Raw genomic sequence first — 26,723 nt, 5'->3', positions numbered from 1 at the left:
GACGCGTGCCGGTCCAGGGCGGCGTGGTGGACGGATCGGAGGCAAGCGCTTACCGTGGCGATGGATCGATTCAGGCTGTGAGGGAGCAGACGTGACAGAGCTGTCGCAGGGCACGCTGAAGGTCGCCGTCGTCGGGACCGGCGCCATCGCCCACGCCCACGCACAGGTGCTCGCGCTCGACCCCCTGGCCGACGTCGTCGCGGTCGCGGACCCCAGCCCCGAGGTCCGGGACACGTTCGCGGACAGGTACGCGGTCGCTGGCCGGTACGACAGCCTCGACGCGCTCCTCGCCGCCGAGACAGTCGACGTCGTCCACCTGTGCACCCCGCCGGGCCTGCACCGGGACCAGGCGATCACCGCCCTGCGCGCCGGTGCCCACGTGGTGTGCGAGAAGCCACCGGTCCTGTCGCTCGCGGACCTGGACGCGGTCCTCGCGGTCGCCCAGGAGGTGGGCCGCGAGTACGCGGTCGTGTTCCAGCAGCGCACCGGGACCGCCGTCGGTCACGTGCAGGGGCTCCTCGCGGACGGCACGCTCGGGCGGCCGCTCGTCGGCGTCTGCCACACGCTCTGGTACCGCAAGCAGGAGGACTACTACGCGGTGCCGTGGCGTGGGAAGTGGGCGACGGAGGGCGGCGGGCCGCTGCTCGGGCTGGGCATCCACCAGCTCGACCTGCTCGCGTTCCTGCTCGGCGAGTGGGCCGAGGTCGACGCCCGCGCGTTCCGCCTCGACCGCGACCTGGAGACCGAGGACACGTCCACCGCGGTGATCCGGTTCGCCAACGACGCGATCGTGTCCGTGCTGACCACCGCACTGTCGCCGCGCCAGGTCAGCTACGTCCGGGTCGACACGACGCTCGGCACGGTCGAGGTCGAGCACCTCTACGGCCACGACGCCCGCTCGTGGCGGCTCACCGCGGCGCCGTCCCGCACCGGCGGAGAGCCCGACGCGGCGCCGGCAGCCTGGTCGCTGCCGGTCGACGACGAGCCCTCCGGCCACACTCCGCTGCTGCGCGCGGTCTACGCGGCGCTGCGCTCCGGGGAGCCGCTGCCGCCGGTCGCCGCGGACCCGCACCGGTCACTCGAGCTGGTCACCGCGATCTACGCCTCGGCGACCCTGGGCCGCCCGGTCACCAAGGCGGACCTGGCGCCGGGCAGCACCCTGCGCGACGGCTTCCTGCACGGCATCGAAGACCTACGACGAGCGACGAGGACCTGATGATCCAGTACGGCGGCGACTACAACCCCGAGCAGTGGCCGCTGGCCACCCGGATCGAGGACGTCGAGCTCATGCAGCAGGCCGGCGTCACGCTGGTCAGTGTCGGGATCTTCAGCTGGGCACAGCTGGAGCCGCGGGAGGGCGTCTTCGAGTTCGGCTGGCTGGACGACATCCTCGACCGGCTCCACGCGGCGGGCATCAAGGTCACGCTGGCCACCGCGACCGCGAGCCCGCCGCCGTGGCTGACGCGCAAGCACCCCGAGTTCCTGCCGGTCCTGGCGGACGGGACGGTGCTGCACCCGGGCGGTCGGCAGGCGTACCGGGTGTCCTCGCCGGAGTACCGCGAGTACGTGCTGCGCATGACGCGCACGATGGCGGAGCGGTACGGGCGCCACCCCGCGCTGGTCCTCTGGCACGTCGACAACGAGCTGGGCTGCCACGTCCCGCACGACTTCTCCGACGACGCGGCGGTCGCGTTCCGGCGCTGGCTCGCGGACCGGTACGGCACGGTCGAGGCCCTCAACGCCGCCTGGGGCACGGCGTTCTGGTCGCAGCGGTACGACGACTTCGACGAGGTGCTCCCCCCGCGCAGCGCCCCGACGTACCCGAACCCGACGCAGCAGCTGGACTTCGCGCGGTTCTCCTCCGATGAGCTGCTGGTGCACTACCGCGCGCTGCGGGACGTGCTGCGCGAGGTCACCCCGCACGTGCCGACGACCACCAACCTCATGCTCTCCACCGGCACGAAGTGGATGGACTACTTCTCCTGGGCCGACGACCTCGACGTCATCGCCAACGACCACTACACGCGCGCCCACGACCCGGAGGCCCACGTCGAGCTCGCGTTCAGCGCGGACCTCACGCGCGGCGTGGCCGGCGGCGACCCGTGGATGCTCATGGAGCACTCGACGAGCGCGGTGAACTGGCAGCCGCGCAACCGGACCAAGCGGCCGGGCGAGATGATCCGGCACTCGCTGGCGCACGTCGCCCGCGGCGCCGACGCGGTGATGTTCTTCCAGTGGCGCCAGTCCGCCGCGGGGGCGGAGAAGTTCCACTCGGCGATGCTGCCGCACGCGGGGACGGACACCGACGTCTGGCGGAACACCGTCGCGCTGGGCTCGACGCTGCAGGCCCTGGCCGAGGTCGAGGGGTCGCGCGTGCGCGCGAAGGCCGCGATCGTCTTCGACTACCCCGCGTGGTGGGGCACCGAGCTCGACAGCCACCCGTCGGCCGCCGTCACCTACCCCGACCGCGTGCTCGCGCACTACCGCGCCCTGTGGCAGCGGAATGTCACGGTCGACATCGTGCGGCCGTCGGCGGACCTGTCGGGGTACTCGCTCGTCGTCGTTCCGGGGCTGTACCTGGTGACCGACGCCGACGCGGCCAACATCGCACGGGCTGCGGAGCGCGGCGCCTCCGTGCTGGTCACGTACTTCTCGGGCATCGCCGACGAGGTCGACCACGTCCGCCTCGGCGGCTACCCGGGCGCCTTCCGGGAGCTGCTGGGCGTGCGCACCGAGGAGTTCTGGGCGCTGCAGGACGGCGAGACGCTGACGCTCGACGACGGCACGCCCGCCGACCTCTGGTCGGAGCAGACCCACCTCGCCCCCGGCACCTCCGCCGTCCGCACGTTCGCCGACGGCGACCTCGCCGGCTGGCCTGCCCTGACCCGGCGACCCGTCGGCGCGGGAGCCGCCTGGTACCTGGGCACGCGGCTCAACGCCGACGGGCTGCAGGGCGTGACGGACGCGCTGATCGCGGAGGCCGGTCTGACGCCGGAGCTCGACGGCGTCGAGGCGGTCCGCCGGGTCGCCGACGACGGTCGCTCGTGGCTGTTCGTCCTCAACCACACGACCGACGAGGTCACGGTGCCCGCGCAGGGCCACGAGCTCCTCACGAACGCCTCGGTCACCGGCACCCTCTCGCTCCCCGCCGGCGCGGTGGCCGTGCTGCGGGAAGGGTGAGAGCGGCAGGCCGCGGTTACGGTCGGAGCAGGTCCAGCTCCAGCCACTGCGCGAGGTCGTCGATCTCCGCGTCCACGGCGGCGCGCGCGTCGGCGCTCCACGGCTCGTCCTCGTGCACCGCGTTGACCCGCAGCACCCCGGCCCTGACGTCGGCCGTCGCGTCGAGCTTGCCCACCAGCCGGTCGCCGACGAGCACGGGGAGCGCGTAGTAGCCCCAGCGGCGCGCGGCCGCGGGCTTGAACATCTCGAGGATGTAGTCGGACTCGAAGATGTCGGTCATGCGCTTGCGGTCGTGCAGGAGCAGGTCGAACGGGGACAGCAGCGCGGCACGGCCCTCGAACGGGGCGTCGAGCAGCGCCGGGTCCACCCGCCACTGCCCGCGCACCCCCTCGACCGTCGCGGCCTCGCCCGCCTCGCCCACGTCGACGGGCTCGACGGGGTGGGCGGGCCCCTTGGCCCGGGCGATGCCCAGCGCGGCCAGGCGGCGCTCGCCGCGGATCCGGAACGCCTCCTCCAGCGGGACCGGGGGGACCTGCGGGTAGACGCGCTCGGCCAGGTCCCAGAGCCGGTCGCGGCCTGTGCCGCCCGTCGCGGCCACGTCGCCCATCTGCATCATCAGGTCGAGCAGCATGGTGACGTTGCGGTTGTTGTTCCACCCCGACGACCTCCACGGCCGCACGCACGTGTCGGGGAGCTCGCTCACCGGCAGCGGGCCGTCGGCGCGCAGGAGCTCGAGGATGTCCTGGCGGCACCCCTCGTTGTCCGCGACCCACCGCCGGTTGGACCGCTGCCAGTCCGACGCGCGGGCGCCGACCTCCGGCCAGACCTCCATCTCGGCGCGGTACAGCGCGAGGTCCTCCGCGACCCGCAGCGTGCCACGGAACTCGAGGATCGACTGCTGCTCGAGCGCGTCCGCGAGCTCCCGCGGGTCGTACGCCGACCCGATCCGGCTCCACAGCACCAGGTCCGCGCTCGGGGCGATCGCGGCGGTCGGGTTGAGCAGGAGGAGCCACAGGTCGTGCACGGTGTCGTGCACGTCCGTCGGGCGGTCCGCGGTCAGGCGCTGGGCGCGCACGGCGACCCTGCGGGCGTCGGCACGGGAGAGGTGGTGCACGTCCGGGAGCCTAGGACGACCCGGTGACACCCGCGCACCGGCGACGACCACGACCCGCTACGGTCCTCCCGACGGTCAGCCGGCCGACGCCTCGGGCTCCGCACCTGGGAGCCTCCCGATCGAGGAGAACCAGATGAGAAGCATCCGTGGCGCGGCGGCGTTCGGGGGCGCAGCTCTGGTGCTGCTCCTCGTCGCCACGATCGTCAGCGGCGTGCGGTCGGCCACCGACGGAGGCGCCGCGCCGACCGTCCTCAACCTCCTCGCCTGCGGGCTCGGCATCGTCTCGGCACTGCTCTTCCTGACCGTCCCCGGACGACCGTCTCGCGGGTCCGCACGGCTCGCCGCCGGGCTCGTGGGCGCCGGCGCGGTCATCCTCCTGGCGGTCTGGGCGCTGACGACGGGCGAGCCGGGAAGCGGTGCCAACATCGGGCTGGGCCTCGTGCGGCTGGTCGCCATCGGTCTGCTGGTCACGGGGGTGCTCGTCGGATGGGGCACCCGGGGCCGGCCTGCGCCGGTGGCGGACGGCGCCGCACCGTGAGGTACGCGCGGCAGGGTGTCGCATCCCGTCGGTGATCTCTGTTTGGATCGACTCATGCCTGCGCTGACGTTGGAGTCCCTCGACAAGTCCTACGGCGACCTCCGCGCGCTGCGTGAGCTGTCGATGGAGGTGCCGGCCGGCGAGATCGTCGGCTTCGTCGGCTCCAACGGGGCGGGGAAGTCGACGGCGATGCGGATCGTGCTCGGCGTGCTGGAGGCCGACTCCGGCGAGGTCCGCTGGGACGGCCGTCCGGTCGACCTCGCGGTGCGGCAGCGGATCGGCTACATGCCCGAGGAGCGAGGCCTGTACCCGCGGATGAAGGTCAGCGACCAGCTGGTCTACCTCGCGCGGCTGCACGGTCTGAGCCCGTCGTCGGCCAAGGCCGCGATGGAGCACTGGACCGAGGTGCTCGGCATCGCGGAGCGGCGCGGCGACGAGATCCTCAAGCTGTCGCTGGGCAACCAGCAGCGCGTCCAGCTGGCCGCCGCGCTCGTGCACTCCCCCGAGATCCTGGTGCTCGACGAGCCGTTCTCCGGCCTCGACCCCGTCGCGGTCGACGTGATGAGCGGGGTGCTGCGCGAGCAGGCCGCCGCGGGTGTGCCGGTGCTGTTCTCGTCGCACCAGCTCGAGCTCGTCGAGTCGCTGTGCGACCGCGTCGGGATCATCAAGAGCGGGTCGATGGTGAAGTTCGGCGGGATCGAGGAGCTGCGCCGGACCGAGGACAGGCGATGGGTGGTCGACGGACCACCGGCGTCGACGTGGATCAGCACGGTGCCGTCGGCCCACCTCGTCTCCTCGCAGGGCACCCGGTCCGTCGTCGAGGTGCGCGGGCAGGCCGCCGACGCCGTCGACCAGGAGATCCTGCGGGCCGCGATGGCTGCGGGCCCCGTGCACGAGTTCGGCCTGCTCCGCCCCTCCCTGACCGAGCTCTACCGGCACGTCGTCACGACCGACGCCACCGCGACCGACCGAGAGACGGTGTCCGCATGACCCCCCGCCCGACCGTCGTCGAGATCTCGAACGGCGCCGCCATCCGCCTCATCGCGGGGCGCGAGATCACCACCCGCGTCCGGTCCAAGGCCTTCGTCTGGACCACGGTCGCTCTCGTCGCCGCCGTGGTGCTCGGTGGGGTCCTGCTGCACCTCGTGGGATCCCAGTCCGACTCTGCCCAGAAGGTCGGTGTGACCCCGGAGGCGTCGGGGGTCGCCGAGCAGCTCGTCGCCCTGGGCTCCGTCATCGGCACGACGGTCGAGACGCAGGAGGTCGACTCCGCCGAGGCCGCGGAGCCGCTCCTGAAGGACGGCACCGTGAGCGCGGTCGTGACCGGCACCGACCCGCTGACCGTCCTCGTGCACACCGAGCTCCCCGACGCGCTGGCGCCCGTGCTCGGGTCGCTGGCGCAGCAGGAGGCGCTGTCGTCGGCGGTCACCGACCTCGGCGGCGACCCGGGTGAGGTCGGCCGCGAGATCGCTCAGGCGGCACCCGACGTCACCGCGCTGGAGCCCGAGCCGGAGCGCGACTCCGCCCAGGTCGTGGCCGGGTTCGTCGCCGGGATCCTGCTGTTCATCTCCCTCATGACCGCCGGCCAGCTGGTCGCGCAGGGCGTCGTCGAGGAGAAGTCGTCGCGCGTCGTCGAGCTGCTGCTGGCGACCGTGCGGCCGTGGCAGCTCATGGCGGGCAAGGTGCTGGGCATCGGGGTGATCGGGCTGACCCAGGTCGTGCTCGTCGTCGGTGCGGGGGCGGGGACCGCGGCGGTCCTCGGGCTCGTCGACGCCAGCTCGATCAACCTCGGCGTGACCGCGCTGTGGGTGATCGTCTGGTTCGTCGTCGGCTTCACGATGTACGCGCTGGCCCTCGCCGCGCTCTCGGCGCTGGTGTCCCGGCAGGAGGACGTCGGCTCGGTGACCGCGCCGATCATGACCCTGATGATGATCCCGTACCTCATCGGCGTGAGCATCGCCCCGTGGGACCCGAACAACCCCCTCGTCGTCTGGCTGAGCTTCGTCCCGTTCTGCGCGCCGATGCTCATGCCGATCCGGATCGCGCTCGGCGAGGTGGCACCGTGGGAGGTCGCCGTGTCCCTCGGGCTGTCGCTCGCCCTGATCCCCGTCCTGGTCTGGCTCGCCGGTCGCATCTACTCGAACGCGGTCCTGCGCAGCGGTGGGCGGATCAAGCTGAAGGACGCGCTGACAGCCTCGTAAGTGTTTGCGCAGGTCAGGCGGGTCTTCACCGGAGTCATCCGGGGGTTGCATCTGGACGCACGTCCCAGAGAGGATGCGCGACATGTCCGCTCCCCCGCCGCCCGACGTCGTCGAGCCCTTGCTGCCGTCCGGCATCGCAGATGCGGCGACGGTGCTGGCAGCGGCGCTCGCCGACGACCCCGGCTTCGTCCACCTGTTCCCCGTGCGCGCCCGGCGCGAGCGCGAGCTGCGCGCGATGTACCGCATGACGCTGTCCGACTCCGTCCGCTACGGGCAGGCGTACGTGACCCGGCTCGACGGGGCCGTGACGGGGGCCATCGCCCTGTACCCGCCCGGCAGCTACCCCATGACCCCCGCCCGCTGGTGGCGTCAGTCGTTCCGGATCGCGCGGATCGCCCTGCACACCCGCGAGCACAGCCTCGGCATCATCAAGTTCGGCGACGTCACCTCCGCGGGCGTGCCGTCCGACGCCTGGTACGTCGAGGCGCTCGGAGTACGGCCCGACCTGCAGCGGGCCGGTCGCGGGAAGCGGCTCATGGCGACCGTCTTCGCGGTCATCGACTGCGCCGGCGGGCCGTCCTACCTGGAGACCACCAAGCCCGACAACGTCGGCTACTACACCGCGCTCGGGTACGTGCCGGTGAAGGAGCGCGTCCCCATGGCGCCGTCGTCGGACGACGGTCCCTGGATCTTCCCGATGCGCCGCGACGCCGCCCGGGTCCGCGTCTGACGCCTGTCCGACTCGAGGACATCGTCCACCCCTCGGTCACCAGGGGGTGAAGTTCTCCTCGACCGGCCGCCCCGACCCCGACCTCCTGCGATGCCACGCGGTCCGGGCGAACGCGGCCTGACCGGTGGTGTCGGACCCGGCTGCGACGATGAGCCGTGTCCTTGCTGCTGCTCCTCGACGACCCGTCGCGCGCCGGCGTCGTGGAGCTGCAGTCGCTGACCGACCAGGGTGAGCCGCTCGGCTCCGAGGTCGTCGCTGCCGGGGACCTGGCGGCGATCGTCGCGGAGCGTGAGGCGGACCGGCCGCGGTGGGTCTGGGACGACACGTCGCGCCGCTACCCGCCGCTGCTCGCTGCCGGGGTGCGCGTCGAACGGTGCCACGACCTGCGGCTCTGCCACGCGATCCTGCGCCGGAGCGTCTACTCGCAGTCGTCGGCGCTGGCCACGGCACCCGCGGGGCCGTGGGACGGTCCGCGGGTCCCGCCGCCGGTCGAGGGCAGCCTCTTCGACGACGCGGGACCGTCGACGCCCGCCGATCCTCTGGACGAGCTGCGGGTCCAGCTCGCGGCCGTCGCGGGCGCCGACGAGCCGGGGCGGCTGCGGCTGCTGCTCGCGGCGGAGTCGACAGGGGCGCTGATCGCCGCGGAGATGCAGCACGACGGGATGCCGTGGAGCGTCGAGGCCCACGATGCGCTCCTGACGGACCTGCTCGGTCCGCGCTCCCGAGGCGGACGACCGGCCAAGCTGGAGGCGCTCGCCGACGAGGTCCGGGAGGCGCTCGGGCAGCCGTCGCTGAACCTCGACTCGCAGCCTGACCTGCTGCGCGGGCTGCGGTCGGCGGGGTGTGACGTGGGGTCGACCGGGAAGTGGGAGATCCAGCACCTCGACCACCCGGTCAAGGAGCCCCTGCTCGCGTACAAGAAGCTCGCCCGGCTGCTCAGCTCGAACGGCTGGGCGTGGATGGACACCTGGGTGCACGACGGCCGGTTCCGTCCCGACTACGTGCCGGGCGGTGTGGTCACCGGACGCTGGGCGACCAGCGGTGGGGGCGCGCTCCAGCTGCCCGCGAGCATCCGGGGTGCGGTCCGGGCCGACGACGGCTGGAAGCTCGTCGTCGCCGATGCCGCGCAGCTGGAGCCGCGTGTTCTGGCCGCCATGTCCGGCGACGCCGCCATGGCCGCGGCGGGCCGGCAGGCCGACCTGTACCAGGGGGTGGTCGACGCGGGCATCGTCGAGACCCGGTCCGAGGCCAAGTACGCGATGCTCGGCGCCATCTACGGCGCCACCACCGGCCCGTCGGCCGTGCTGATGCCCCGGCTGACCAAGGCGTACCCGCAGGCGGTCGCCCTGGTCGAGGCGGGTGCGCGGGCGGGGGAACGCGGTGACGTCGTCTCGACGTGGCTCGGCCGCACGTCCCCGCGGCCGAACGCCTCACGCCAGGCCGAGCTGCTGGCCGCGTCCGCGGAGGGCGCCGACGCCGAGGACGTGCGGGCGGCCCGGCGGCACGGTCGTGACTGGGGCCGCTTCACGCGGAACTTCATCGTCCAGGGCACCGCCGCCGAGTGGGCGCTGTGCTGGATGGCGTCGCTGCGGCGTCGGCTCCTGGCCGTCGAGGGTCGGCCGCACCTGGTGTTCTTCCTGCACGACGAGGTGATGGTGCACTCGCCGGCGGACGTGGCCGACGTCGTCGCCGTGGCCGTCAGGGAGTCGGCGGTCGAGGCCGGACGGCTGCTGTTCGGGGACACGCCTGTGGACTTCGCGCTGAACGTGGCGGTGGTGGACAGCTACGACCAGGCGAAGTAGAGGTCAGTGGGACAGGATCAGCTTGAGGGCGATGACGAGGAGCCCGAAGCCGGCTGCCAGCGCGGTCTCGCCCAGCAGCGGGGCGCCACGGACCCCGGCTCGATGGGCCGCGAACGCCGCGACGCCCGCGAGCATCGCGACCGTGAACCAGAGCGCGAGGAACGCGGAGTTCGCCACGGTCATGCCGAGCAGCCGACCGATGAGGAAGACCACCAGGACGGGGAGGCTCCCCAGCAGCACGCCGGTGTTGTTGCGCAGAGCGTGCCGGAGCCGGTGGTGCGCGCTGTGGTCGGTGTCCTCGAACCGCCCGCCGATCGCGTCGGCGTAGACGTGCGCGAGCCAGTACGTCACCGAGACCATGGCGGTCGCGAGCGCGACGAGCTCACCGGTCTTGGCCCCCGCGCTCGTCGCGGCGAGGACGACGCTCGACACGAGGGCGCCGTAGAGCATCTCGGCCGGGCCCTTGCTGTGCAGGAACCGGCCCACACGGGTGACGCGCTCGTCCACCTGTTCCTCCACCTCACGGTCGGACAACGGAACCTATCGTGCCCTGCGCGGGACCCGGTCCGACTGCCCGCGACACGACGGCCCCCGCCCGCTACGGTCGAAAACGACGCAACGACGCGGGAACGACTCGACGGGGGAACTCCGATGGACGATCTGCTCGGCGCACTCAACGGCCAGGAACGCGACCTCGTGCGCGAGACCGAGCCGGCCCGCATGAAGGAGCTCGACGAGGACCAGCTGATCCGGCTCCACTCCCGCATCCGGCGCGCGCGCAAGAAGCACCAGAAGAACTACCGCCGTCAGGCCAGCGCCGGTGTCGAGGAGCACGGCGGTCGAGGCATCTCGCGGCCGAAGAACACGCAGGCGGCGCAGAAGGCGGAGGTCTTCGAGGACGCGCTCTCCCGAGTCAGCGGGCTGCTCCAGACGCGCGCCGCCGAGGCCGCCGAGGTGCTCAAGCAGGAGCGGCTCGCCGCGGCCCGCGCGAACCGGTCCACCGGTCCGGGCAGTGCCGGTCCCGCGGCTGCGGGAGTCGGCCCCGGCGAGGTTCGCAGCCACAGCCAGACGACGGGCGGGACGAAGCGCGACGCGTCGTCGCAGGCCCAGGGCGCCCGCCGCCAGGCGAAGAGCGACAACCGCTGACGCGGCCTCAGCCGGCCGTCGGCCAGGTCAGGAGCCGACCGCACATGCCGTACCGGCGCGGCGCCGGGTCGGCGTCGACACCCGACACGGTCCCGCGCGCCAGGTGGGGCGCGACGCCACGGAACAGGCCTTCGAGCGCGGCAGCCGTGTCCTCGGTCTCGGGGTAGACGTTGCGCGTCCACGTCTCCTGCCAGCGGGGCGCGAAGGGTCGGACCAGGCGCGTCGCCGCGTCGTGGAGGGGCGTGAGCGCGGCGGGGCCGAGGCGGTCGACGGCGGCGCCGAGCTCGGCGTACCCCTCCAGGGCGAGGTCGCGGCGGCGGCGCGCGGCGGCGGCGAGCTCGTCGTCGGACGCACCGTCGCCGGGCAGGGTCGCGGCCGCGCGGTAGGCGGCGGGGTCGGCGAGGACGGACGCCGGGAAGGTCAGGACGGCGTCGCCGGCCTCGGGCAGGCCCGCGTTGGACATGAGGACCAGCACCTCGAGGTCGCCGTCGTTCACGGCGCGGTGCACCACCCCGGGACCGAACGACACGATCGCCCCGGGCCGCAGCGGGTGGACGGTGAACCCCGCCGACCCGAGGGTGTGCACGGAGCCGGTGCCCGCGAGGACGACGTAGGCCTCCGACGACACGACGTGCAGGTGCGGCGACCCGCTGCCCGCCGCACCGACGCCGTCGGACGCGGGCCAGTCGTAGACGCGCAGGTGGCTGACGGAGACGCCCCCGGGAAGTCCGTTCATCGGGACAGCATCTCGCGCCCGCCCACAGCAGCCAGGTCGGCCGCCGACGCCGGGTCGCAGGAGCCGTCGGCGACGACGACCGCGTACCGGAACCGCAGGGCGTCGCCGGGGGCGAACGGGACCTCCGTCGAGAAGAACGGCGCCGGGTTCAGGCAGCCGAACTGCTCGGTGCGGGCGAACCACTGCGGAGGGTGGGACGGGTTGTCGGTGCCGTCGACGATGACGACCGTCGAGGTGCCGTCGGTGCCGTCGTGCCGGCCGACGAACCCCATCCACGGCCCGCGCGTGCCCCGGGCCTCCTCCCCTCCGGAGAAGTCGGGGGCGAGCAGGGTCCCGCCGGTGAACGACCGCGGCCCGCGCCAGAACAGCCCGCCGTAGCCGGCGTTCTCCCGACCGCGCGTGGTGGGCGACCCGATGGTCAGGTCGTCGGCGGACACGTTGGTCATCGTCGTCTCGAACGTCAGCACCCAGGCGTCGTCGCGCCCCGCGGGGACCACGAACCCGAGGGTGCGCCGCTCGTCGACGACGTGCGCGCCGGCCTGGGTGTGCCAGGCGAGGGTGTGCGCGAGGTCGACGCGGTCGGGCGCGACGCGGAGGTCGGTGAGCGCGACGTGGTCCATCGACCCGTCGTTCTCCAGCTGCACGTACCCCTCACCGTGCACGTAGGTGGGGCCGCCCCAGAAGTTGTGCTCCCCGACCACCGGCAGCGACCAGGCGATGCCCTTGTGCCACACGTGGTCGTGCGGGCGGAAGGCGGTGACCAGGTCGCCGCCGCGGGTGCGGACGGGGTGCAGGTATGGGCGCGGGCTCTCCAGCTGCACGTCGGTGGGGACGTAGACGTACTGCGCCAGGGTGGTGCCGTCGGCGACGACGTCGACCGCACGGCCGACGTCGTGGAGGGCGGAGAGACGGGTCACGACGCGCCCAGGTCCAGGTCGGCGATCGTCACCGGCAGGCCGGTGACCAGCGACTGGTTGGCCGCGATGCCGACGGACACGGCTCGCAGCCCGTCGAGGTACCCGGCCGGGCGGCCGAGCGCGTCCTCGGAGACGCGCAGGTGCCGTCGGAACACGTCCTTGAGCAGGATCGCGTCGCCGCCGCCGTGCCCGCCGATGCCGTCGGGGATCGGGTGCTCCGTGGCGCGCTGCCAGTGCTTCTGCACCAGCAGCCGCTCCCCCTCGGGGCGGAGCGCGTCACCGAGCGACGTCGGCGTCGCGGACGGGTCGAGCAGTGCGTTCCCGTCCTCGTCCAGCGCGATCGCGCCGCGCTCGACGACCTCGAGCTCCGCGCGCCCGGCCGTGCCGTTGACGGTGACGCGGTACCCCTCCCAGGGGCTGTGCGCGTTCAGGGAGTACGTCAGGGTGGCGCCGCGCCGGTAGTCGACGAGCAGCGCCAGGTTGTCCTCGATGGTGATGCCCGGACCGAACACGTCCTGGTCGCGCAGGTACCCGTCGTGCTCCTCGGCGTCGAGGTAGAGCGACTTCAGGCGGGGGTCGGCGTTCAGGTCGAGCGTGAACGGGTCGCCGACGACGCCGGTGCCGCGGGCGGGCCGGGAGCCGAGGCCACGCTCGGCGGCGTTGCGGTCGCCGTAGAACTTCAGGCCGCCGCGGGCGTACACGCGGGCCGGGACGTCGCCGAGCCACCAGTTGACCAGGTCGAAGTGGTGGCTCGACTTGTGCACCACCAGGCCGCCGGAGTTCTTCTTGTCGCGGTGCCAGCGGCGGAAGTAGTCGGCCCCGTGCACGGTGTCGAGCGCCCACTCGAAGTGCACCGACGTGACCTCGCCGATCTCGCCGGACGCGATGACCTGGCGCAGGGAGGAGTTCCGCGGGGCGTACCGGTAGTTGAACGTCATGACGACGTCGCGGCCGGTCTCCGCGACCGCACCCGTGATGCGTCGGCAGCCGGGGCGGTCGACGGTCAGGGGCTTCTCGACGACGACGTCGGCGCCCGCGGCCAGCGCCCGGGCGACGAGCTCGGCGTGCGCGTGGTCGGGCGCCGTCACGACGACGACGTCCACCGCCTGCTCGGCGATCATCTTCTCGAGACCGTCCGGCGCGTACTGGGGCAGGTCCGCGGGCCGGCCGAGCGCCTGCGAGACGACGCCTTCGTAGTGGTCCATCCGGCCCGGGTTGGTGTCCAGCAGCGCGACGAGGGTCGCGACGTCGGCGTGCTCCCCGACGATCGCGTCGACGTACATGCCCGCCCGGTGCCCGGTGCCGACCACGGCGTACCGGCGCAGCTCTCCCGGGGGTGCGGGTGCGAACTCCGGGACGACGCCCGGACCGGCGGCGGTGCTGCTGCTCGATGCGGGGCGAGGTGCGGTCGGGTTCTGGTCGTTCACGGGAGTCCTCGGTGTCGTCGTCGCGTCGTTGCGGAAAGCGTTCTCCGTCGGTAGGTAGCCTAAGCGGTGGACCGAACGTTGCACAGAGGAGATCCATGTCCCAGCGAGCCACCGTCCTGCTGCACCCCGACTTCCGCGTGGGCGAGATCGACCGTCGCCTGTTCGCGTCGTTCGTCGAGCACCTCGGGCGCGCCGTCTACACCGGCATCTACGAGCCGGGGCACGGGAGCGCCGACGAGCACGGCTTCCGGCGGGACGTCGCCGACCTGACCCGCGAGCTGGGCGTGAGCATGGTCCGGTACCCGGGTGGCAACTTCGTCTCCAACTACGTCTGGGAGGACGCCGTCGGACCGGTCGAGGACCGCCTGCCGTTCATCGACCTGGCGTGGCGGACCATCGAGCCGAACACCGTGGGCACCGACGAGTTCCTGCAGTGGGCGGAGCGCGAGGGCATCGAGCCGATGATGGCCGTGAACCTGGGCACGCGCGGGGTCGCCGCTGCGGCGGCGCTCGTCGAGTACTGCAACGGCGAGGCGGGCTCGCGCTGGGCGGACCTGCGGATCGCGAACGGCCGCGAGAAGCCGTACGCGGTGAAGCTCTGGTGCCTGGGCAACGAGATGGACGGCCCGTGGCAGATCGGGCACAAGGACGCCGACGAGTACGGCAAGCTCGCCGCCGAGGCCGGCAAGGCGATGCGCCTCGTCGACCCGTCGATCGAGCTCGTGGTCTGCGGCTCGTCGTCGATGATGATGGACACCTTCGGCTCGTGGGAGCAGACCGTCCTCGAGCACACGTGGGACGTCGTCGACCACGTCTCGATGCACGCCTACTACGAGGAGCTCGACGGCGACCGGGCCTCGTTCCTCGGGTCCGGCACCGCGATGGACCGGTTCATCCGCCGGGTCGAGGCGTCCGCCGACGCCGTCGCCGCGCGTCGCCGCTCCGACAAGGTCATCACCATCTCGTTCGACGAGTGGAACGTCTGGTACCTGCAGTCCCGCTTCGTCGGCGAGAAGAACCTGCCGCTGCAGCGCGACGCCCCGCGCATCATCGAGGACGTCTACTCGGCGCTCGACGCGGTGGTCGTCGGCGACCTGCTGGTCACGCTGCTCAACCACGCCGACCGCGTGCCCGTCGCGTGCCTGGCCCAGCTGGTCAACGTGATCGCGCCGATCATGACCGAGCCCGGCGGACCGGCGTGGCGCCAGCCGACGTTCCACCCCTTCGCGACGACCGCGCGCCTCGCCCGCGGCACCGCCCTCGACCTGCGCGTCTCGGGTCCGTCCATGGCGACGACCGCCCACGGCGAGGTCCCCGCGGTGACGGCCGCCGCGACGCTCGACGGCCCCGACGTCGCGGTGTTCCTGGTCAACCGCTCCGCGGAGCCCGTCGAGGTCGAGCTGTCGCACCCGGGCGTGACGCTCGCGCTGGGCCGGGGCGTGCAGGTGACCGCCGACCACGAGCCCGCCGTCGACGGGCCGGAGCACGCGGCCGCCGTCGCCGAGCGCCACGTGTCCGAGGTCGACGGCCCCGCGTCGGCGACCGGCAGCACCGTCGTGACGCTCGCACCGGAGTCGTGGACGGCCCTGCCGGGGACGCTCACGCGCGCCTGAGGCTTGCACCCTGGTGCGACGATCGAGGGATGAGACGCCTCGGGCTCGCGGTCGGCTGGCTGCTCGGCCTCGTCGCCGCCGGGCTCGCGGGCTTCGGGATCGCGTCCTACGTGAGCCCGAGGCCCGCGTCGGTCGTGATCCGACGCCGGTTCGACCGCAACGGGTACGAGCGGCTGGCCGCGACCGCGCCCTTCGTCCCCGGCGACGTGATCTCGACCATCGACGTCCCGTACCGCCCCGGCGACCCCGACGCCCTGCTCGACGTCCACCGGTCCACCGCGCCCGGACCCGCACGCCCGACGATCGTGTGGGTGCACGGCGGCGCGTGGCTGTCCGGCAGCAAGGACCTCATCGCCAACTACCTGCGCGTGCTCGCCGGAGGCGGGAGCACGGTGGTCGGCATCGGCTACTCGATCGCCCCGCGGGCCACGTACCCGACCCCCGCCCTCCAGGTGCTCGACGCTCTCGCGTTCCTCACGGAGCACGCCGACGAGCTCGGGGTCGACGCACGACGCCTCGTGCTCGCGGGCGACTCGGCGGGCGCGCAGATCGCGTCCCAGGTGGCCGGGATGGTGGCGAGCCCGCAGTACGCCGCGTCCATCGACGCCCACCCGCGGATCACCCTCGACCAGCTCGCCGGCACGGTGCTCTTCTGCGGTGTGTTCGACATGTCGCTCGCACGCGGGCTGCACGGCCGGAACCGCTGGTTCGTCGACTCCGTGATGCGGGCCTTCACCGGCACGACCGCCTACCTCGACGACCCCCGCTTCGCCGGCATCTCGGTGGTCGAGCACGTGACCGCCGACTTCCCGCCGACCCTCGTCTCCTGCGGCGGCGCGGACCCCGCCCTCGGCCACACCCTGTCGATGATCGCCACGCTCGACCGGCTCGGCGTCCCGCACGAGACGCTGCTGTTCGACGGCGACGACCCGCCCGTCGGGCACGAGTTCCAGTTCCTGCTCGGCACCGACGCCGGTCAGGAGGCGCTGGAGGCGGTCCAGCGGTTCGTCGCCGAGCTGCCGTAGCGGAACGTCAGCCCTGGCGGACGGTCGCGCGGTGCTCGACGGCGACGACCGCCAGGGAGAGCAGCCCCGGGACGATCACGGCGAGCGGGGCGAGCATCCACACCATGACCGCGCACAGGCCGAGCGCGACGACGAGCAGGAACGTCCCGGTGAGGTCGTCGCCGGCCCGCTTCGCGGCGGTCTGCACGACGGTCCCCCACCGTGCGCCGGGCGACCAGCCGGCTGCGGACCGGAGCACGACGACGAGCAGGATCGCGACGAGGAACACGGTCGCGACCCGCACCCCGGTCCCGCCGGGCATCCCGCCGGCGCCGATGAGCTGGAGGTTGAACAGCAGGACGAGCAGGAGGACCGGCATGCCGATCGAGACCAGCCAGACGCCGCGGCAGGCGGCCCGGAAGTCCTCCCAGAGCGCGGCGACGGTGTCGGGCCGGCCGTCGAGGTGCCGGCGGACGTGGGACACCCCGGCGGCGAGCGCGGGGACGGCGGTGATGACCGGGAGGCTCAGCACCGAGACGCCGAGGCCGACGAGCAGCGCCTCGCTGAACAGCCCGAACCGTCCGCCGCCGAGGAGCGGCCTCTGGTCGGGTCCGGGCGCCTCGCCGTCGGGCCGCGAGCTGACGTCGTCGGGTCCGCGGACGGCTCCGTCGGGCTGCGGGTCCGCGGGGCGGCCGGAGTCGTCGTCGGGAAGCGGGGTGCTCATGGCGCCCAGCCTCACACGCTCCTGCCGCCGCGCGGAAACCGCCATCAGCCCTTGAGCCCCTGCGTCGCCACGCCCTCGACGAGGTAGCGCTGGAACACGAGGAAGAAGAGCATGACCGGCACCAGGGCGAGGACGGCCATGGCCATCTGGGCGCCGTAGTCCGACGTCGTGGTCTGGTCGACGAAGAGCCGCAGCGCGATCGGCAGCGAGTACAAGTCGGGCTTCTTCAGGTAGAGCAGAGGGCCGAAGAAGTCGTTCCAGGACCAGATGAACGCGAAGATCGCGCTGGTGACCAGGGCGGGCTTCATCAGGGGCAGCATGATCGAGCGGAAGATCCGCACGTGCCCGGCGCCGTCGATGCGGGCGGCCTCGTCGAGCTCACGGGGCAGGTTGCGCATGAACTGCACCATGAGGAAGACGAAGAACGCCTCGGCGGCGAGGAACTTGCCGATCAGCAGCGGGACGAACGTGTCCACCAGGCCGAGCCGGTTGAACACGATGTACTGCGGGATGATCACGACGTGGAACGGCAGCAGGAGCGTGCCGATCATGAGGGCGAAGAAGATGTTCCGGCCCGGGAAGTCGATCCGCGCGAAGGCGTAGGCGCTGATCGAGCAGGACAGCGTGATCCCGATGACGGAGCCGACGGCGAGGATCGTCGAGTTCATGAAGAACGTCCAGAACGAGACGCCGCCGATGCCCTCGATGGCCTTCTGGAAGTTGGCCGTCGTGAAGTCCGCGGGGATGAGGCTGACGTTGCCGACGATCTCGCTGGACGGCTTGAACGAGGACATCAGCATCCACACCGCGGGGTAGAGCACGATCACGATCAGGGCGAGCGAGCACAGGTGGAAGACCAGGGCCCGGCCGCGCTTGCGGTTCTTGGTGGACTGGCGCAGCCGTGCGCTGTCGTGCGAGCTGACGATGTGGTCGGAGGTCGAGGTGACGGTGCTGACGTTGCTCGTGGTCATCATCACTTTCCTTCCCCGGAGTAGTGGACCCAGTGCTTCGAGCTCCAGAAGAAGACGGCCGCGAGTGCGCCGACGACGAGCACGAGGATCCAGGCCATCGCCGAGGCGTAGCCCATCTGGAAGTCCTGGAAGCCACGGAAGTAGAGGTAGAGCGTGTAGAAGAGCGTCGACCTCGCGGGGCCGCCGGTGCCGTTGGAGATGATGAACGCCGACGCGAAGATCTGGAACGCGTGGATCATCTCGAGCAGCAGGTTGAAGAAGATCACCGGCGAGAGCATCGGCAGCGTGATCCTGAAGAACTTGCGCGAGGCTCCGGCGCCGTCGACCGACGCGGCCTCGTACAGCTCGGTCGGGATCTGCTTGAGCCCGGCCAGGAAGATGACCATCGGCGCCCCGAACTGCCAGACGGTCAGCAGGATGAGCATCGGCATCGTGCGCTCGGGGTCACCGACCCAGCCGCCGGCGGGGAAGCCGAAGAACTGCTGGACCTGGTCGACGATGCCGTTGTCGATGAACATCGCCTTCCACACGATCGCGATGGAGACCGAGGCCCCGATCAGCGAGGGTGCGTAGAACGAGGACCGGTAGAACCCCTTGCCGCTGAACGCGTTGTTCAGCAGCATCGCGACGGCCAGCGCGGCGAGCAGCTTGATCGGTGTCCCGAGCACGACGTAGGTGAGAGTGACCTTCCACGCCTGCCGGTAGTTCGGGTCGTCGAACAGGCGCGTGAAGTTCTCCAGGCCGATCCACTCGGGCGGCGCGAACAGGTTGTAGTTCGTGAACGCCAGGTACAGCGAGGCGATCATGGGGCCCGCGGTGAGCAGGACGAACCCGAGCAGCCAGGGGCTCAGGAAGGCGTAGCCGGCCAGGGACTCGGTCCGCTTGCGGCGCTTGCGGGCCGCGGTGTGCGCGGCCGTCGAGGGGCCCGTTGTCGGAGCCTCAGCAGTGAGGGTCACGAGCGTGATCCGTTCGTCGGGTGCGATGTACAGGCGGCTCCGAGGGGCCGCAGGTGGGGGGTGGGCCGCCCGCCGGTCCGGGGGCGGCCCACCACCTGTCACTGGGTCGAGAGCTCAGCCTCGGCGAACCACTGCTCGGCGAACTCGTCCACGCTCAGCGTGCCGTAGGCGAGCTCCTCCGCGAGGGTCCGCCACTTGGCCTCGATCGTGCCGAAGCCCTTGACGGGGATCGGGGTGGACTCGGTCACCTGCTCGGCGACCTTCTCCTCGTACGCGATCACCTGGGCGTCGACGCTGCCCTCGGTGGTGTCGACGGCGGCACGCTGGTCGGCGTCCGCCGGGACACCCTTCGAGGTGCCGAAGATCTTCCCGACCTCAGGGTCCGTGAGCAAGAAGTTGATCAGGGTCGCGGCCTGCTCGGGGTACTCGGTGTTGGCGCCCGAGGACAGCAGCATGGACGGCTTGAAGAAGAGGGCCTTCTCGCCCGCCTCGATCGACGGGATCTGCGCCATGGAGAGGTTCTGCGTGCCCGAGTCGGCGACGTAGCCGGCCAGGAAGTTGTCCCAGCTCATCTCGGACGCGGTCTCGTTGACCGTGAAGCCGCCCTTGGGTGCGAGCGAGACGTTCCGGTCGACGGGGTACACGGCCTTGTCGGCGCGCAGGTCGGCCGTCAGGTCGAGGAACTCGGTGACGTCGGCCTCGTCGAAGCCGAACGTGCCGTCGTCCTCGAACGGGGTGACGCCCTTCTGCAGCAGCCACTGGATGAAGAACCAGAAGGTGCCCGTGTAGTCGACCGCGCCGTACAGCGCGTACCCGTCGGCCGTCGTCTCGCCGGCGCCGGAGACCTCGGCGATGAACTCGTTGTAGTCCTCCCACGTGTACTCGGCCTCGTCGGGGAAGGTCGCGCCGGTCTGCTCGATCACGTTGGGGTTCTGGAACATGGCGAAGGTGTTGGTCGACGTCGGGATGCCGATCATCTTGTCCTCGAGCACGCCCGCGGTGGTCAGCGTCTCGTCGAACCCGCCGAGGTCGATGGTGCCGTTGTCGACCCACTCCTGCAGGTCGAGCAGCTGGCCGTTCTGGTTGAACTCACGCAGGTACGACAGGTCGAACTGCATGACGTCCGGGAGGGAGCGACCGGCGGCCTCGGTGGAGCGCGCGGTCCAGTAGTCCGGGAACGCGGCGAAGCTGGTCTGGACGGTGATGTACGGGTACTTCTCCTCGAACAGCGCGAGCGCCTCGTTGTACCGGGCGGCGCGGTCGTCGTTGCCCCACCAGGTGAAGTTGAGGGTCACTTCGGACGTGTCCGGACCGGTGGAGCTGGCCGTGGGCTCGGCGTCGCCGGAGTCGCCGGACGAGCAGGCGGTCAGGGCGAGGGCGGCGACGGCTGCTCCAGCGGCTGTCTTCCAGATGATTCGCTTCATCGTCGTTGAGCCTCCTTGCTCGGGGTGTGAAAGCGCATTCCGGACGTTAGGCGAGGCCCCGAGCGACTGTCAACGAATCTCGCTGAATCGTTACAAACGCGTTGTGGTCCGGCTCGCGGTGCCACACTCGACCCGGTCGGGCCGCCCTGCCCGGCCGAGACCGACCACGATAATGTATCGTTTCAATCCTGTGCTGCCCGACGATGCGCCACACACCCTGGAGTCCCGGTGACCGACCGTCAGATCCCCTCGTGGTCCGAGCTCAAGCCGCTGCTGCGACCCAAGCCCCTGGTCCTGAACGGCACCGAGCGCCGCCTCGCGGACGCGCTGACCATCACCGACCTGCGCACCCTGGCCCGCAAGCGGACCCCGCGCTCGGTGTTCGACTACACCGACGGCGCGGCCGAGGCCGAGATCAGCCTGCGCCGGGCGCGGCACCTGTTCCGGGAGCTGGAGTTCCAGCCGTCGATCCTGCACGACGTGTCCCACGTCGACCCGACCACCGACATGATCGGCACCGCGTCGGCGCTGCCGTTCGCGTTCGCGCCGACCGGGTTCACGCGGATGATGCACCACGAGGGCGAGCGCGCGGTGGTCCGGGTGGCCCAGCGCCGCGGGATCCCCTACGCGCTGTCCACGATGGGCACGACCTCGATCGAGGAGGTCGCGAAGGCCGGACCCGACGCGCACAAGTGGTTCCAGCTGTACGTGTGGAAGGACCGCTCCGCCGGGGAGGACCTCATGGCCCGCGCGAAGGCCGCCGGCTACGAGGCGCTCATGCTCACCGTCGACGTCCCGGTCGCCGGCGCCCGGCTGCGCGACGCCCGCAACGGGTTCTCGATCCCCCCGGCGCTGACCGTCAAGACCGTCGTCGACGCCGCGACCCACCCCGCCTGGTGGATGAACCTGCTGACCACCGAGCCGCTCACCTTCGCGTCCCTGTCCTCCTGGTCGGGGACCGTCGCAGACCTGCTGGACAAGCTGTTCGACCCGACCATGACCATCGCGGACCTGGAGTGGATCCGCGCCTCCTGGGACGGGCCGCTGATCATCAAGGGCATCCAGACCGTCGAGGATGCGCGCCGCGTGACCGACGCCGGCGCCGACGCGGTGGTGCTGTCCAACCACGGCGGCCGCCAGCTCGACCGCGCCCCCGTGCCGCTGCGCCTGCTGCCGGACGTCGCCGAGGCCGTCGGCGACCGCACCCAGGTCTGGGCCGACACCGGCATCCTGTCCGGCGCCGACATCGTCGCCGCCGTCGCCCTGGGCGCCGACGCGACCCTCGTCGGCCGCGCCTACCTGTACGGCCTCATGGCCGGCGGCGAACGCGGCGTCGACCGCGCCGTCGCGATCCTCGACCGCGAGATCCGCCGCACGATGGCCCTGCTGGGCGTCTCGACGGTGAAGGAGCTGGGCCCCCAGCACGTCCGCCTCCCCTGACCCACCACCCGCAACGTCCGCACTCGAGGGGCCTGGACCCCACCCGAGCGCGGACGTTGCGCTGTGTACGGGCGACGAGGGACTGCGTGTCGATGAGCACGCCGTCCTCGCACAGCCGGTACTCGGTGGCGTTCATGCCCCACCACAGGTTGGTGGTCAGCGTGTGCTTGCCGTCGCCGTCCCCGTTGTCGCGGCTGAGGACAGGGGTCGCTGCATGAGCGTCAGCCGGTCGCCTCGGCGCCGCACGCCGTCCGGAGGAACGCGAACAGCGCCGACCGCAACGCCTCGCTCGACGCCAGGTAGAACACCGGCTGGTCGACCCCGTCCACCCGCGCGTGCACCCCGAAGAACGTCCCGCGCTTGTCGTCGGCGACGGCGTGCAGATCGCACCGCCCCGCAGTCGCCGGCAGTGTCGCCGTGCCCGGCCCGGCGTCCGTGTCGAGCGCGACCGGCCAGCTCACGGCCCCTCCGGGCGGTGCGAACAGCACGGTCCGGTCCACCTGCGTGACCTCCACCCGCGGCCCACCGGGAACCGGCTCGACGGCGAGCACGACCTGCGCGGCGGGGGTGCCGGCCACGTCCGTGGTCGTGATCGCGTCCGCGAGGGTCAGGGTCGCCCCCTCCGCCACCGCGACCGCCGCGCAGTCCTCGCCGTGGATCCGGGCCAGGTGCCCCTGCGGGTCCGTCGGCTCGGCCACGACGGTCGACCGCCGTCCTGCGTCGTCCGTGACGTCGACCTCCACGGAGGCCGGGCTGGAGCCCGGGTCGTCGCAGACCGGGTCGCCCAGCGCGACCGAGAAGTCACGGTCCACCCCGGCACGCAGGACCCTCCCCTTGTCGGTCGCCGCGACCCCCTCGACGTCGGGCGTCGTCAGCCGCACGCCTGCCACCGAGACGTCCCCCGGACCCGCGTTCGTCACGCGCACCTGCACGACGCGGTCCGCCCACGTGCTGCGCCCCTGCCGGACCTCGACGCTGATCCCCGCCAGCACGTCGGTCGGGATCGGAGTCGACGCGGCCGTCGGGCTCGGCGACGGTCCGCCCGGCGTGCAGCCCACGAGCGCGAGCGCACCCGCCAGCACCGCTGCCTGCCGCCACCGTCCGGACATGGTCCGATCGTGCCGCACGCGTGCCTTCTGGCACGCCTCGGCGCGGCTCCCCCGTCGCGCAGCCGCACGGCGCGGTCCGCCACTCAGTCGGCCGCCGGCTCCAGGTCTCGTCGCATGACGAAGTTCGTGAGGGTGACGCCGCGCAGCACCGGCCGCTGCTCCGTCACGACCACGAACCCGTGGTGCTCGAAGAACGGCCGCGCGGTCAGGCTCGCGTGGGTGCTCAGCTCGGCGGCTCCGAGCTCCCGGGCGGTGCTCACGGCCCAGGCCAGCAGCGCGGTCGCCACGCCCCGCCGCGCGACCGCGGGGTCGACGAAGAGCATGTCGACGTAGCCGCGCTCGTCGACGTCCGTGAACCCGACCACGCGGCCGTCGACCTCGGCGACCCGGGTGCGCGACGCCCGCCGTCGGTCCGCCCACCCGGCGGGGTCGATCTCGTCGCTCGCCCACGCGGCCACCTGCTCGGGCGTGTAGTCGCGGGCGGCCGTCAGCCGGATCGCGCGGCGGAAGACGTCGAGCGTCGCGGGGCCGTCCTTCTCGCCGTAGTCGCGCAGGATCACGAGCAGTGAGCGTAGACCGCGCTCAGCGCGCTACCGCGAACGGGGCGCCGAGCTCGGTGAACGTCGCCCCCTCGTCGGCGACGCGCGCGCACCACTCCTCGACGTCGGCGATCACGGGGTGCCGGGCGCCGCCCTCGTCGAGCCACTCCACGAAGGCGTCCGGCACCGGCAGCGGGTCCGGACCGGTCCGCACGGCCTCGAGCACGCGCAGGAACGCCCCGGTGTCCGCGACCGAGCACCGCAGGGTGACGGGCGGGTGGGCGCGGGCGGTCAGCAGCTGGGTCAACAGGTCGACACGACCGCACCGGATCCGACGGGTACCGCGCGGCGACGACACCTCGATCTCGTCGGTCTCGTAGAACAGCCTCGCGGTGCCCAGCGTCCCGCGCACCGTGACGCGCGCCGGCGATCGCTCGGGGGCGCAGAGGGTCAGGCCGGCGGCGACGCGGATCCCGGCGCGGGTCTCCACGACGACCGCCGACGTGTCGTCCGCCTCGATCGGGTGCGCGCGGTGCAGGTCGAGGCGCACGTCGGTCACGTCGTCCGCGGTCCTGGCACCCGCGAGCAGGAGCGCCGTGGCGATCGCGTGGGCCAGGGGGTTGGTGACGACCCCGTCGACGACCTCGACCCCGTCGAGGGTGCGCCGCCCGGCCCATCGCGCGCGCTCGTAGTAGGCCGCGGTCCGCACCCAGGTGCCGACGGCGCCGACCCCGGTGATCTCCCCCAGCTCCCCGGTGGCGACGATCCGTGCGACCTCGTCGACCGCACCGGAGCCGAATGTCTGGAACCCGACCTGGCACAGCCGCCCGGTCTGCTCGACGACGGCCAGCAGCTCGGCGTGCTCGGCGAGCGACGCGGTGGTCGGCTTCTCCAGCAGCACGTCGCAGCCGGCCCTCAGGGCCGCGGATCCGAGCGCGAGGTGGGTGTGGATCGGGGTCGAGATGACGACGACGTCGGGCGGGGCCTCCGCGAGCAGGGTGTCGAGGTCCGGGTACCACGGGGCCTCGCCGTCCAGCGGGCGCGGGTCGACCAGGGCCGCGAGCGTCGCGAGGCCGCGTTCCTGCAGGTCGACGACCCGGCGGACGTGCGAGGCGCCGTGGCCGTGGATGCCGACCACCGCGACGGTCGGCAGGGCGGTCGCGGTGGGCTGCCTCGCGTCGCGGACCGGGTGCACGCTCATCCCCACGCCTGCGCGGCGAGCTGTCCTGCCTCGTCGGCGCCGAGCGCCCGGTCCACCACGACGGCGGCCAGCCCGACGTCGAGACGGTCGCCCGCCGCCACGTCGACCACGGTGTCCCACGCGAGCGCAGGGCCGGCACCGACGTACTCGGCCACCCGGGCGAACCACGGGCGCAACTGCTCGGGGTGCTGGACCAGCAGGACCGTCGTCGTCGCACCCTCACGGCGCTGCACGAACGCGAGCCACGGCGACAGGCTGCCGTGCACCGCCTCCTCGCCGACGAGCCCCGCCCCGAGCACCGTGGTGACGTCCGCCGACGGGAGCCGCCAGAAGATGCCGCCGTACCCGGCGCTCGGCCGGCCGTTGGTGCCAGGGCTCTCGATGCGCAGCGGTCCGTGCGCGGCGTGCAGCACGCTCGACCAGCGCAGCACGTACCCGCGGCCGTCGGCCAGGGGCGCGGCGGACAGCCGCCGGTCCTCGGAGAGCAGCGGCCGGTCGCGCTCGTCGAGCCACTCGATCTCGTCGACGAGCGTCGCGCCGTCGTCGTCCAGGCGCGCACCCGAGCTGACCTGTCGGCCGTGGTTCGGCAGCAGGGTCGGGCCCTCGTCACGCAGGAAGGTGCGACCGCCCCAGTAGTTGGTGCCGTTGACCACGGGGACGGCCATGGACACGCCGTAGTGGTGGCGGTGGTCGACGGGGCTGGTCTCGGTCAGGGCCGTGCCGGCCGCCGAGTGCACGGGGTGCAGGTACGGGCGCGGGGCATGGACGCTGGGCACGCGCTCGCCGGAGACGTAGCGGGCGAGCGGGACGGTCGACGAGCCCCGCGCACTGCCCCGCAGCAGGAAGGAGCCCAGGTCGGCGGCCCAGCCGGTCGCCGTGAGCTCGGGGACCTCCGGTCCCACGGGGTCCGTGGCCGTCCGCCGGCCCAGCCGCGCGGCCGGGGGCACGGGGCCGGTGCTGGCCCGCACGGCGAGGACGGGTTCGATCAGCGGCGGGGTGGGGTCGATGGTGTCGCCGCCGACGAGCGAGCGCAGGTGCGCCCACGCCTGGCGGCCGAGCTCGGCCTGCGGGACGGTCGCGGTGGTCAGCGAGGGGGTCGCGAACCGGGCGAGCTCGATGTCGTCGAACCCCGTGATCGACACGTCCCCGGGCACCGCCACGCCGAGCTCGTTGAGCCGGGCCAGCAGGCCGAACGCGACCAGGTCGTTGTAGGCGACGACGGCGGTGGCACGGGACTCCAGCACGTCCTGCGCGGCGGCGTACCCGGACTCGACGGACGACCCCGCGGGCCGCTCGCTGAGCCGCACGTCCTCGCGGCGGGCGGCCGCGACCCGCAGGGCGTCGAGGCGGGCGCCGTGCGACGCGCTGTCCGTGGGACCGGCCAGGTACAGCAGGTGCCGGTGGCCGAGGCCGGTGAGGTGCTCGACGATCTGGTCGATGCCGGCGGCGTAGTCGATGGCCAGCGTCGGGGTCGAGCCGTCGGCGGCCCGGTTGACGACGACCACCGGGCGGATCTCGGGGAGGAGCGCGCGCAGCGTCTGCTCGGGCATGCGCGGGGAGACCAGGACGAGCGCGTCGCAGCGCAGGCGCGCGTCGAGGGCGATGCGCTCCTCGTCGGCCGCGTGCTCGGCGGTGTCCGCGACCAGGACCCGGTAGCCCTCCTCGGCGGCGGCCGACGCGACGCCGCGGAGCACCTGCTGGAACATCGGGTTGGCCAGGTCGGGGACCACGACGGCGACGGTGTTGGTCCGCCCGAGCGACAGGCTGCGCGCGGTGTTGCTCGGCCGGTAGTGCAGCTGCTCGGCCACCTCCCGGACCCGCGCCGCCAGCTCGGGGTCGACCGTGGACCGGCCGTTCATGACCCGTGACACTGTCGCCCGGGACACGCCCGCGGCGTGCGCGACCTCGGCGATGGTCGACGCGCTGCGCGTCCACCCGTTCTGCGTCACTG

The 26,723-nt window shown here is 72.7% G+C and carries 24 protein-coding genes; 11 read left to right on the top strand and 13 right to left on the bottom strand.

Annotated elements, in window-relative coordinates; genetic code table 11:
* Positions 1–91: 91 nt before the first annotated feature.
* Together CTE05_RS06995 and CTE05_RS06990 are read left to right on the top strand one after the other, a co-directional pair.
* A complete protein-coding gene (locus tag CTE05_RS06995; RefSeq protein WP_146845401.1) occupies positions 92–1,216 on the top strand; it encodes a Gfo/Idh/MocA family protein in 1,125 nt (374 codons plus the stop codon).
* Positions 1,216–3,180 carry a beta-galactosidase gene (locus tag CTE05_RS06990; RefSeq protein ID WP_146845400.1) on the top strand — a complete coding sequence of 655 codons (1,965 nt, stop codon included), beginning with the start codon at positions 1,216–1,218 and terminating at the stop codon, positions 3,178–3,180. Before CTE05_RS06995 ends, CTE05_RS06990 begins: the two co-directional genes overlap by 1 nt.
* A 16-nt stretch (positions 3,181–3,196) precedes the next feature.
* Here CTE05_RS06990 and CTE05_RS06985 read toward each other — a convergent pair whose 3' ends face one another.
* Complete coding sequence (locus CTE05_RS06985; protein WP_146845399.1) at positions 3,197–4,294, bottom strand: DNA glycosylase AlkZ-like family protein; 1,098 nt, start codon at positions 4,292–4,294, stop codon at positions 3,197–3,199.
* 133 nt (positions 4,295–4,427) lie between these two features.
* On the opposite strand from CTE05_RS06985, the gene CTE05_RS06980 reads away from it, so the two are divergent.
* The 5 genes from CTE05_RS06980 (at position 4,428) to CTE05_RS06960 (ending at position 9,565) form a co-directional block, all read left to right on the top strand.
* Complete coding sequence (locus CTE05_RS06980) at positions 4,428–4,832, top strand: hypothetical protein (protein ID WP_146845398.1); 405 nt, start codon at positions 4,428–4,430, stop codon at positions 4,830–4,832.
* Between the two features lie 54 nt (positions 4,833–4,886).
* On the top strand, positions 4,887–5,822 hold the full coding sequence (locus CTE05_RS06975; protein WP_146845397.1) for an ABC transporter ATP-binding protein: 936 nt from the start codon (positions 4,887–4,889) through the stop codon (positions 5,820–5,822).
* On the top strand, positions 5,819–7,033 hold the full coding sequence (locus tag CTE05_RS06970) for an ABC transporter permease (protein ID WP_146845396.1): 1,215 nt from the start codon (positions 5,819–5,821) through the stop codon (positions 7,031–7,033). Before CTE05_RS06975 ends, CTE05_RS06970 begins: the two co-directional genes overlap by 4 nt.
* A gap of 82 nt (positions 7,034–7,115) precedes the next feature.
* Positions 7,116–7,763, top strand: a complete 648-nt coding sequence (locus tag CTE05_RS06965; protein WP_246123389.1) for a GNAT family N-acetyltransferase — start codon at positions 7,116–7,118, stop codon at positions 7,761–7,763.
* A 161-nt stretch (positions 7,764–7,924) separates the two neighbouring features.
* Positions 7,925–9,565 (top strand): bifunctional 3'-5' exonuclease/DNA polymerase, encoded by a 1,641-nt coding sequence (locus tag CTE05_RS06960; protein WP_371863357.1) that lies wholly within the window; start codon positions 7,925–7,927, stop codon positions 9,563–9,565.
* 3 nt (positions 9,566–9,568) lie between these two features.
* Here the strand turns inward: CTE05_RS06960 and CTE05_RS06955 are convergent, their stop codons facing one another.
* Positions 9,569–10,072: a hypothetical protein gene (locus CTE05_RS06955; protein WP_146845393.1), complete on the bottom strand. Its 504-nt coding sequence runs from the start codon at positions 10,070–10,072 to the stop codon at positions 9,569–9,571.
* Positions 10,073–10,216: 144 nt separating this feature from the next.
* Between CTE05_RS06955 and CTE05_RS06950 the strand changes: the two genes are divergently transcribed.
* Complete coding sequence (locus tag CTE05_RS06950; protein ID WP_146845392.1) at positions 10,217–10,711, top strand: hypothetical protein; 495 nt, start codon at positions 10,217–10,219, stop codon at positions 10,709–10,711.
* A 7-nt stretch (positions 10,712–10,718) separates the two neighbouring features.
* On the opposite strand, the gene CTE05_RS06945 is transcribed toward CTE05_RS06950, so the two are convergent.
* Genes CTE05_RS06945 through CTE05_RS06935 form a run of 3 tightly spaced genes read right to left on the bottom strand, consistent with a single transcriptional unit; the run spans position 10,719 to position 13,791 of the window.
* Complete coding sequence (locus tag CTE05_RS06945) at positions 10,719–11,447, bottom strand: cupin domain-containing protein (protein WP_146845391.1); 729 nt, start codon at positions 11,445–11,447, stop codon at positions 10,719–10,721.
* A complete protein-coding gene (locus CTE05_RS06940; RefSeq protein ID WP_146845390.1) occupies positions 11,444–12,364 on the bottom strand; it encodes a DUF6807 domain-containing protein in 921 nt (306 codons plus the stop codon). The genes CTE05_RS06945 and CTE05_RS06940 overlap by 4 nt, the downstream gene beginning before the upstream one ends.
* Complete coding sequence (locus tag CTE05_RS06935; RefSeq protein WP_146845389.1) at positions 12,361–13,791, bottom strand: Gfo/Idh/MocA family protein; 1,431 nt, start codon at positions 13,789–13,791, stop codon at positions 12,361–12,363. Before CTE05_RS06935 ends, CTE05_RS06940 begins: the two co-directional genes overlap by 4 nt.
* 95 nt (positions 13,792–13,886) lie before the next feature.
* Here CTE05_RS06935 and arfA point away from each other — a divergent pair, with 95 nt between their 5' ends.
* Together arfA and CTE05_RS06925 are read left to right on the top strand one after the other, a co-directional pair.
* Positions 13,887–15,404: an arabinosylfuranosidase ArfA gene (gene arfA, locus CTE05_RS06930; RefSeq protein WP_146845388.1), complete on the top strand. Its 1,518-nt coding sequence runs from the start codon at positions 13,887–13,889 to the stop codon at positions 15,402–15,404.
* Between the two features lie 29 nt (positions 15,405–15,433).
* The gene (locus CTE05_RS06925) at positions 15,434–16,429 is read left to right on the top strand and encodes an alpha/beta hydrolase (RefSeq protein WP_146845387.1); all 996 of its coding nucleotides are present in this window, start codon (positions 15,434–15,436) and stop codon (positions 16,427–16,429) included.
* A 7-nt stretch (positions 16,430–16,436) separates the two neighbouring features.
* Here CTE05_RS06925 and CTE05_RS06920 read toward each other — a convergent pair whose 3' ends face one another.
* The 4 genes from CTE05_RS06920 to CTE05_RS06905 all read right to left on the bottom strand — a co-directional run bounded on the left by CTE05_RS06920 (position 16,437) and on the right by CTE05_RS06905 (position 20,483).
* Positions 16,437–17,132, bottom strand: a complete 696-nt coding sequence (locus tag CTE05_RS06920; protein WP_146845386.1) for a hypothetical protein — start codon at positions 17,130–17,132, stop codon at positions 16,437–16,439.
* Between the two features lie 44 nt (positions 17,133–17,176).
* Positions 17,177–18,103: a carbohydrate ABC transporter permease gene (locus CTE05_RS06915; RefSeq protein ID WP_146845385.1), complete on the bottom strand. Its 927-nt coding sequence runs from the start codon at positions 18,101–18,103 to the stop codon at positions 17,177–17,179.
* 2 nt (positions 18,104–18,105) lie between these two features.
* Positions 18,106–18,972 carry a carbohydrate ABC transporter permease gene (locus CTE05_RS06910; protein WP_371863356.1) on the bottom strand — a complete coding sequence of 289 codons (867 nt, stop codon included), beginning with the start codon at positions 18,970–18,972 and terminating at the stop codon, positions 18,106–18,108.
* A 185-nt stretch (positions 18,973–19,157) separates the two neighbouring features.
* Positions 19,158–20,483, bottom strand: coding sequence for an ABC transporter substrate-binding protein (locus tag CTE05_RS06905; protein WP_146845383.1), 1,326 nt, complete (start codon positions 20,481–20,483; stop codon positions 19,158–19,160).
* Positions 20,484–20,711: 228 nt separating this feature from the next.
* On the opposite strand from CTE05_RS06905, the gene CTE05_RS06900 reads away from it, so the two are divergent.
* Entirely contained in the window at positions 20,712–21,923 is a 1,212-nt protein-coding gene (locus tag CTE05_RS06900) for an alpha-hydroxy acid oxidase (RefSeq protein ID WP_146845382.1), read from the top strand.
* Positions 21,924–22,144: 221 nt separating this feature from the next.
* On the opposite strand, the gene CTE05_RS06895 is transcribed toward CTE05_RS06900, so the two are convergent.
* From CTE05_RS06895 to CTE05_RS06880, 4 genes are all read right to left on the bottom strand, one after another.
* Complete coding sequence (locus CTE05_RS06895) at positions 22,145–23,032, bottom strand: hypothetical protein (protein ID WP_146845381.1); 888 nt, start codon at positions 23,030–23,032, stop codon at positions 22,145–22,147.
* An 83-nt stretch (positions 23,033–23,115) separates the two neighbouring features.
* Positions 23,116–23,592 (bottom strand): GNAT family N-acetyltransferase, encoded by a 477-nt coding sequence (locus CTE05_RS06890; RefSeq protein WP_246123386.1) that lies wholly within the window; start codon positions 23,590–23,592, stop codon positions 23,116–23,118.
* Between the two features lie 22 nt (positions 23,593–23,614).
* Complete coding sequence (locus CTE05_RS06885) at positions 23,615–24,772, bottom strand: Gfo/Idh/MocA family protein (RefSeq protein ID WP_146845380.1); 1,158 nt, start codon at positions 24,770–24,772, stop codon at positions 23,615–23,617.
* A complete protein-coding gene (locus tag CTE05_RS06880; RefSeq protein WP_146845379.1) occupies positions 24,769–26,721 on the bottom strand; it encodes a DUF6807 family protein in 1,953 nt (650 codons plus the stop codon). Before CTE05_RS06880 ends, CTE05_RS06885 begins: the two co-directional genes overlap by 4 nt.
* Positions 26,722–26,723 lie beyond the last annotated feature (2 nt).

It is taken from the genome of Cellulomonas terrae, from assembly GCF_007990265.1.
GTDB lineage: Bacteria > Actinomycetota > Actinomycetes > Actinomycetales > Cellulomonadaceae > Cellulomonas > Cellulomonas terrae.
This window is presented reverse-complemented; position numbering and strand designations above follow the sequence as displayed.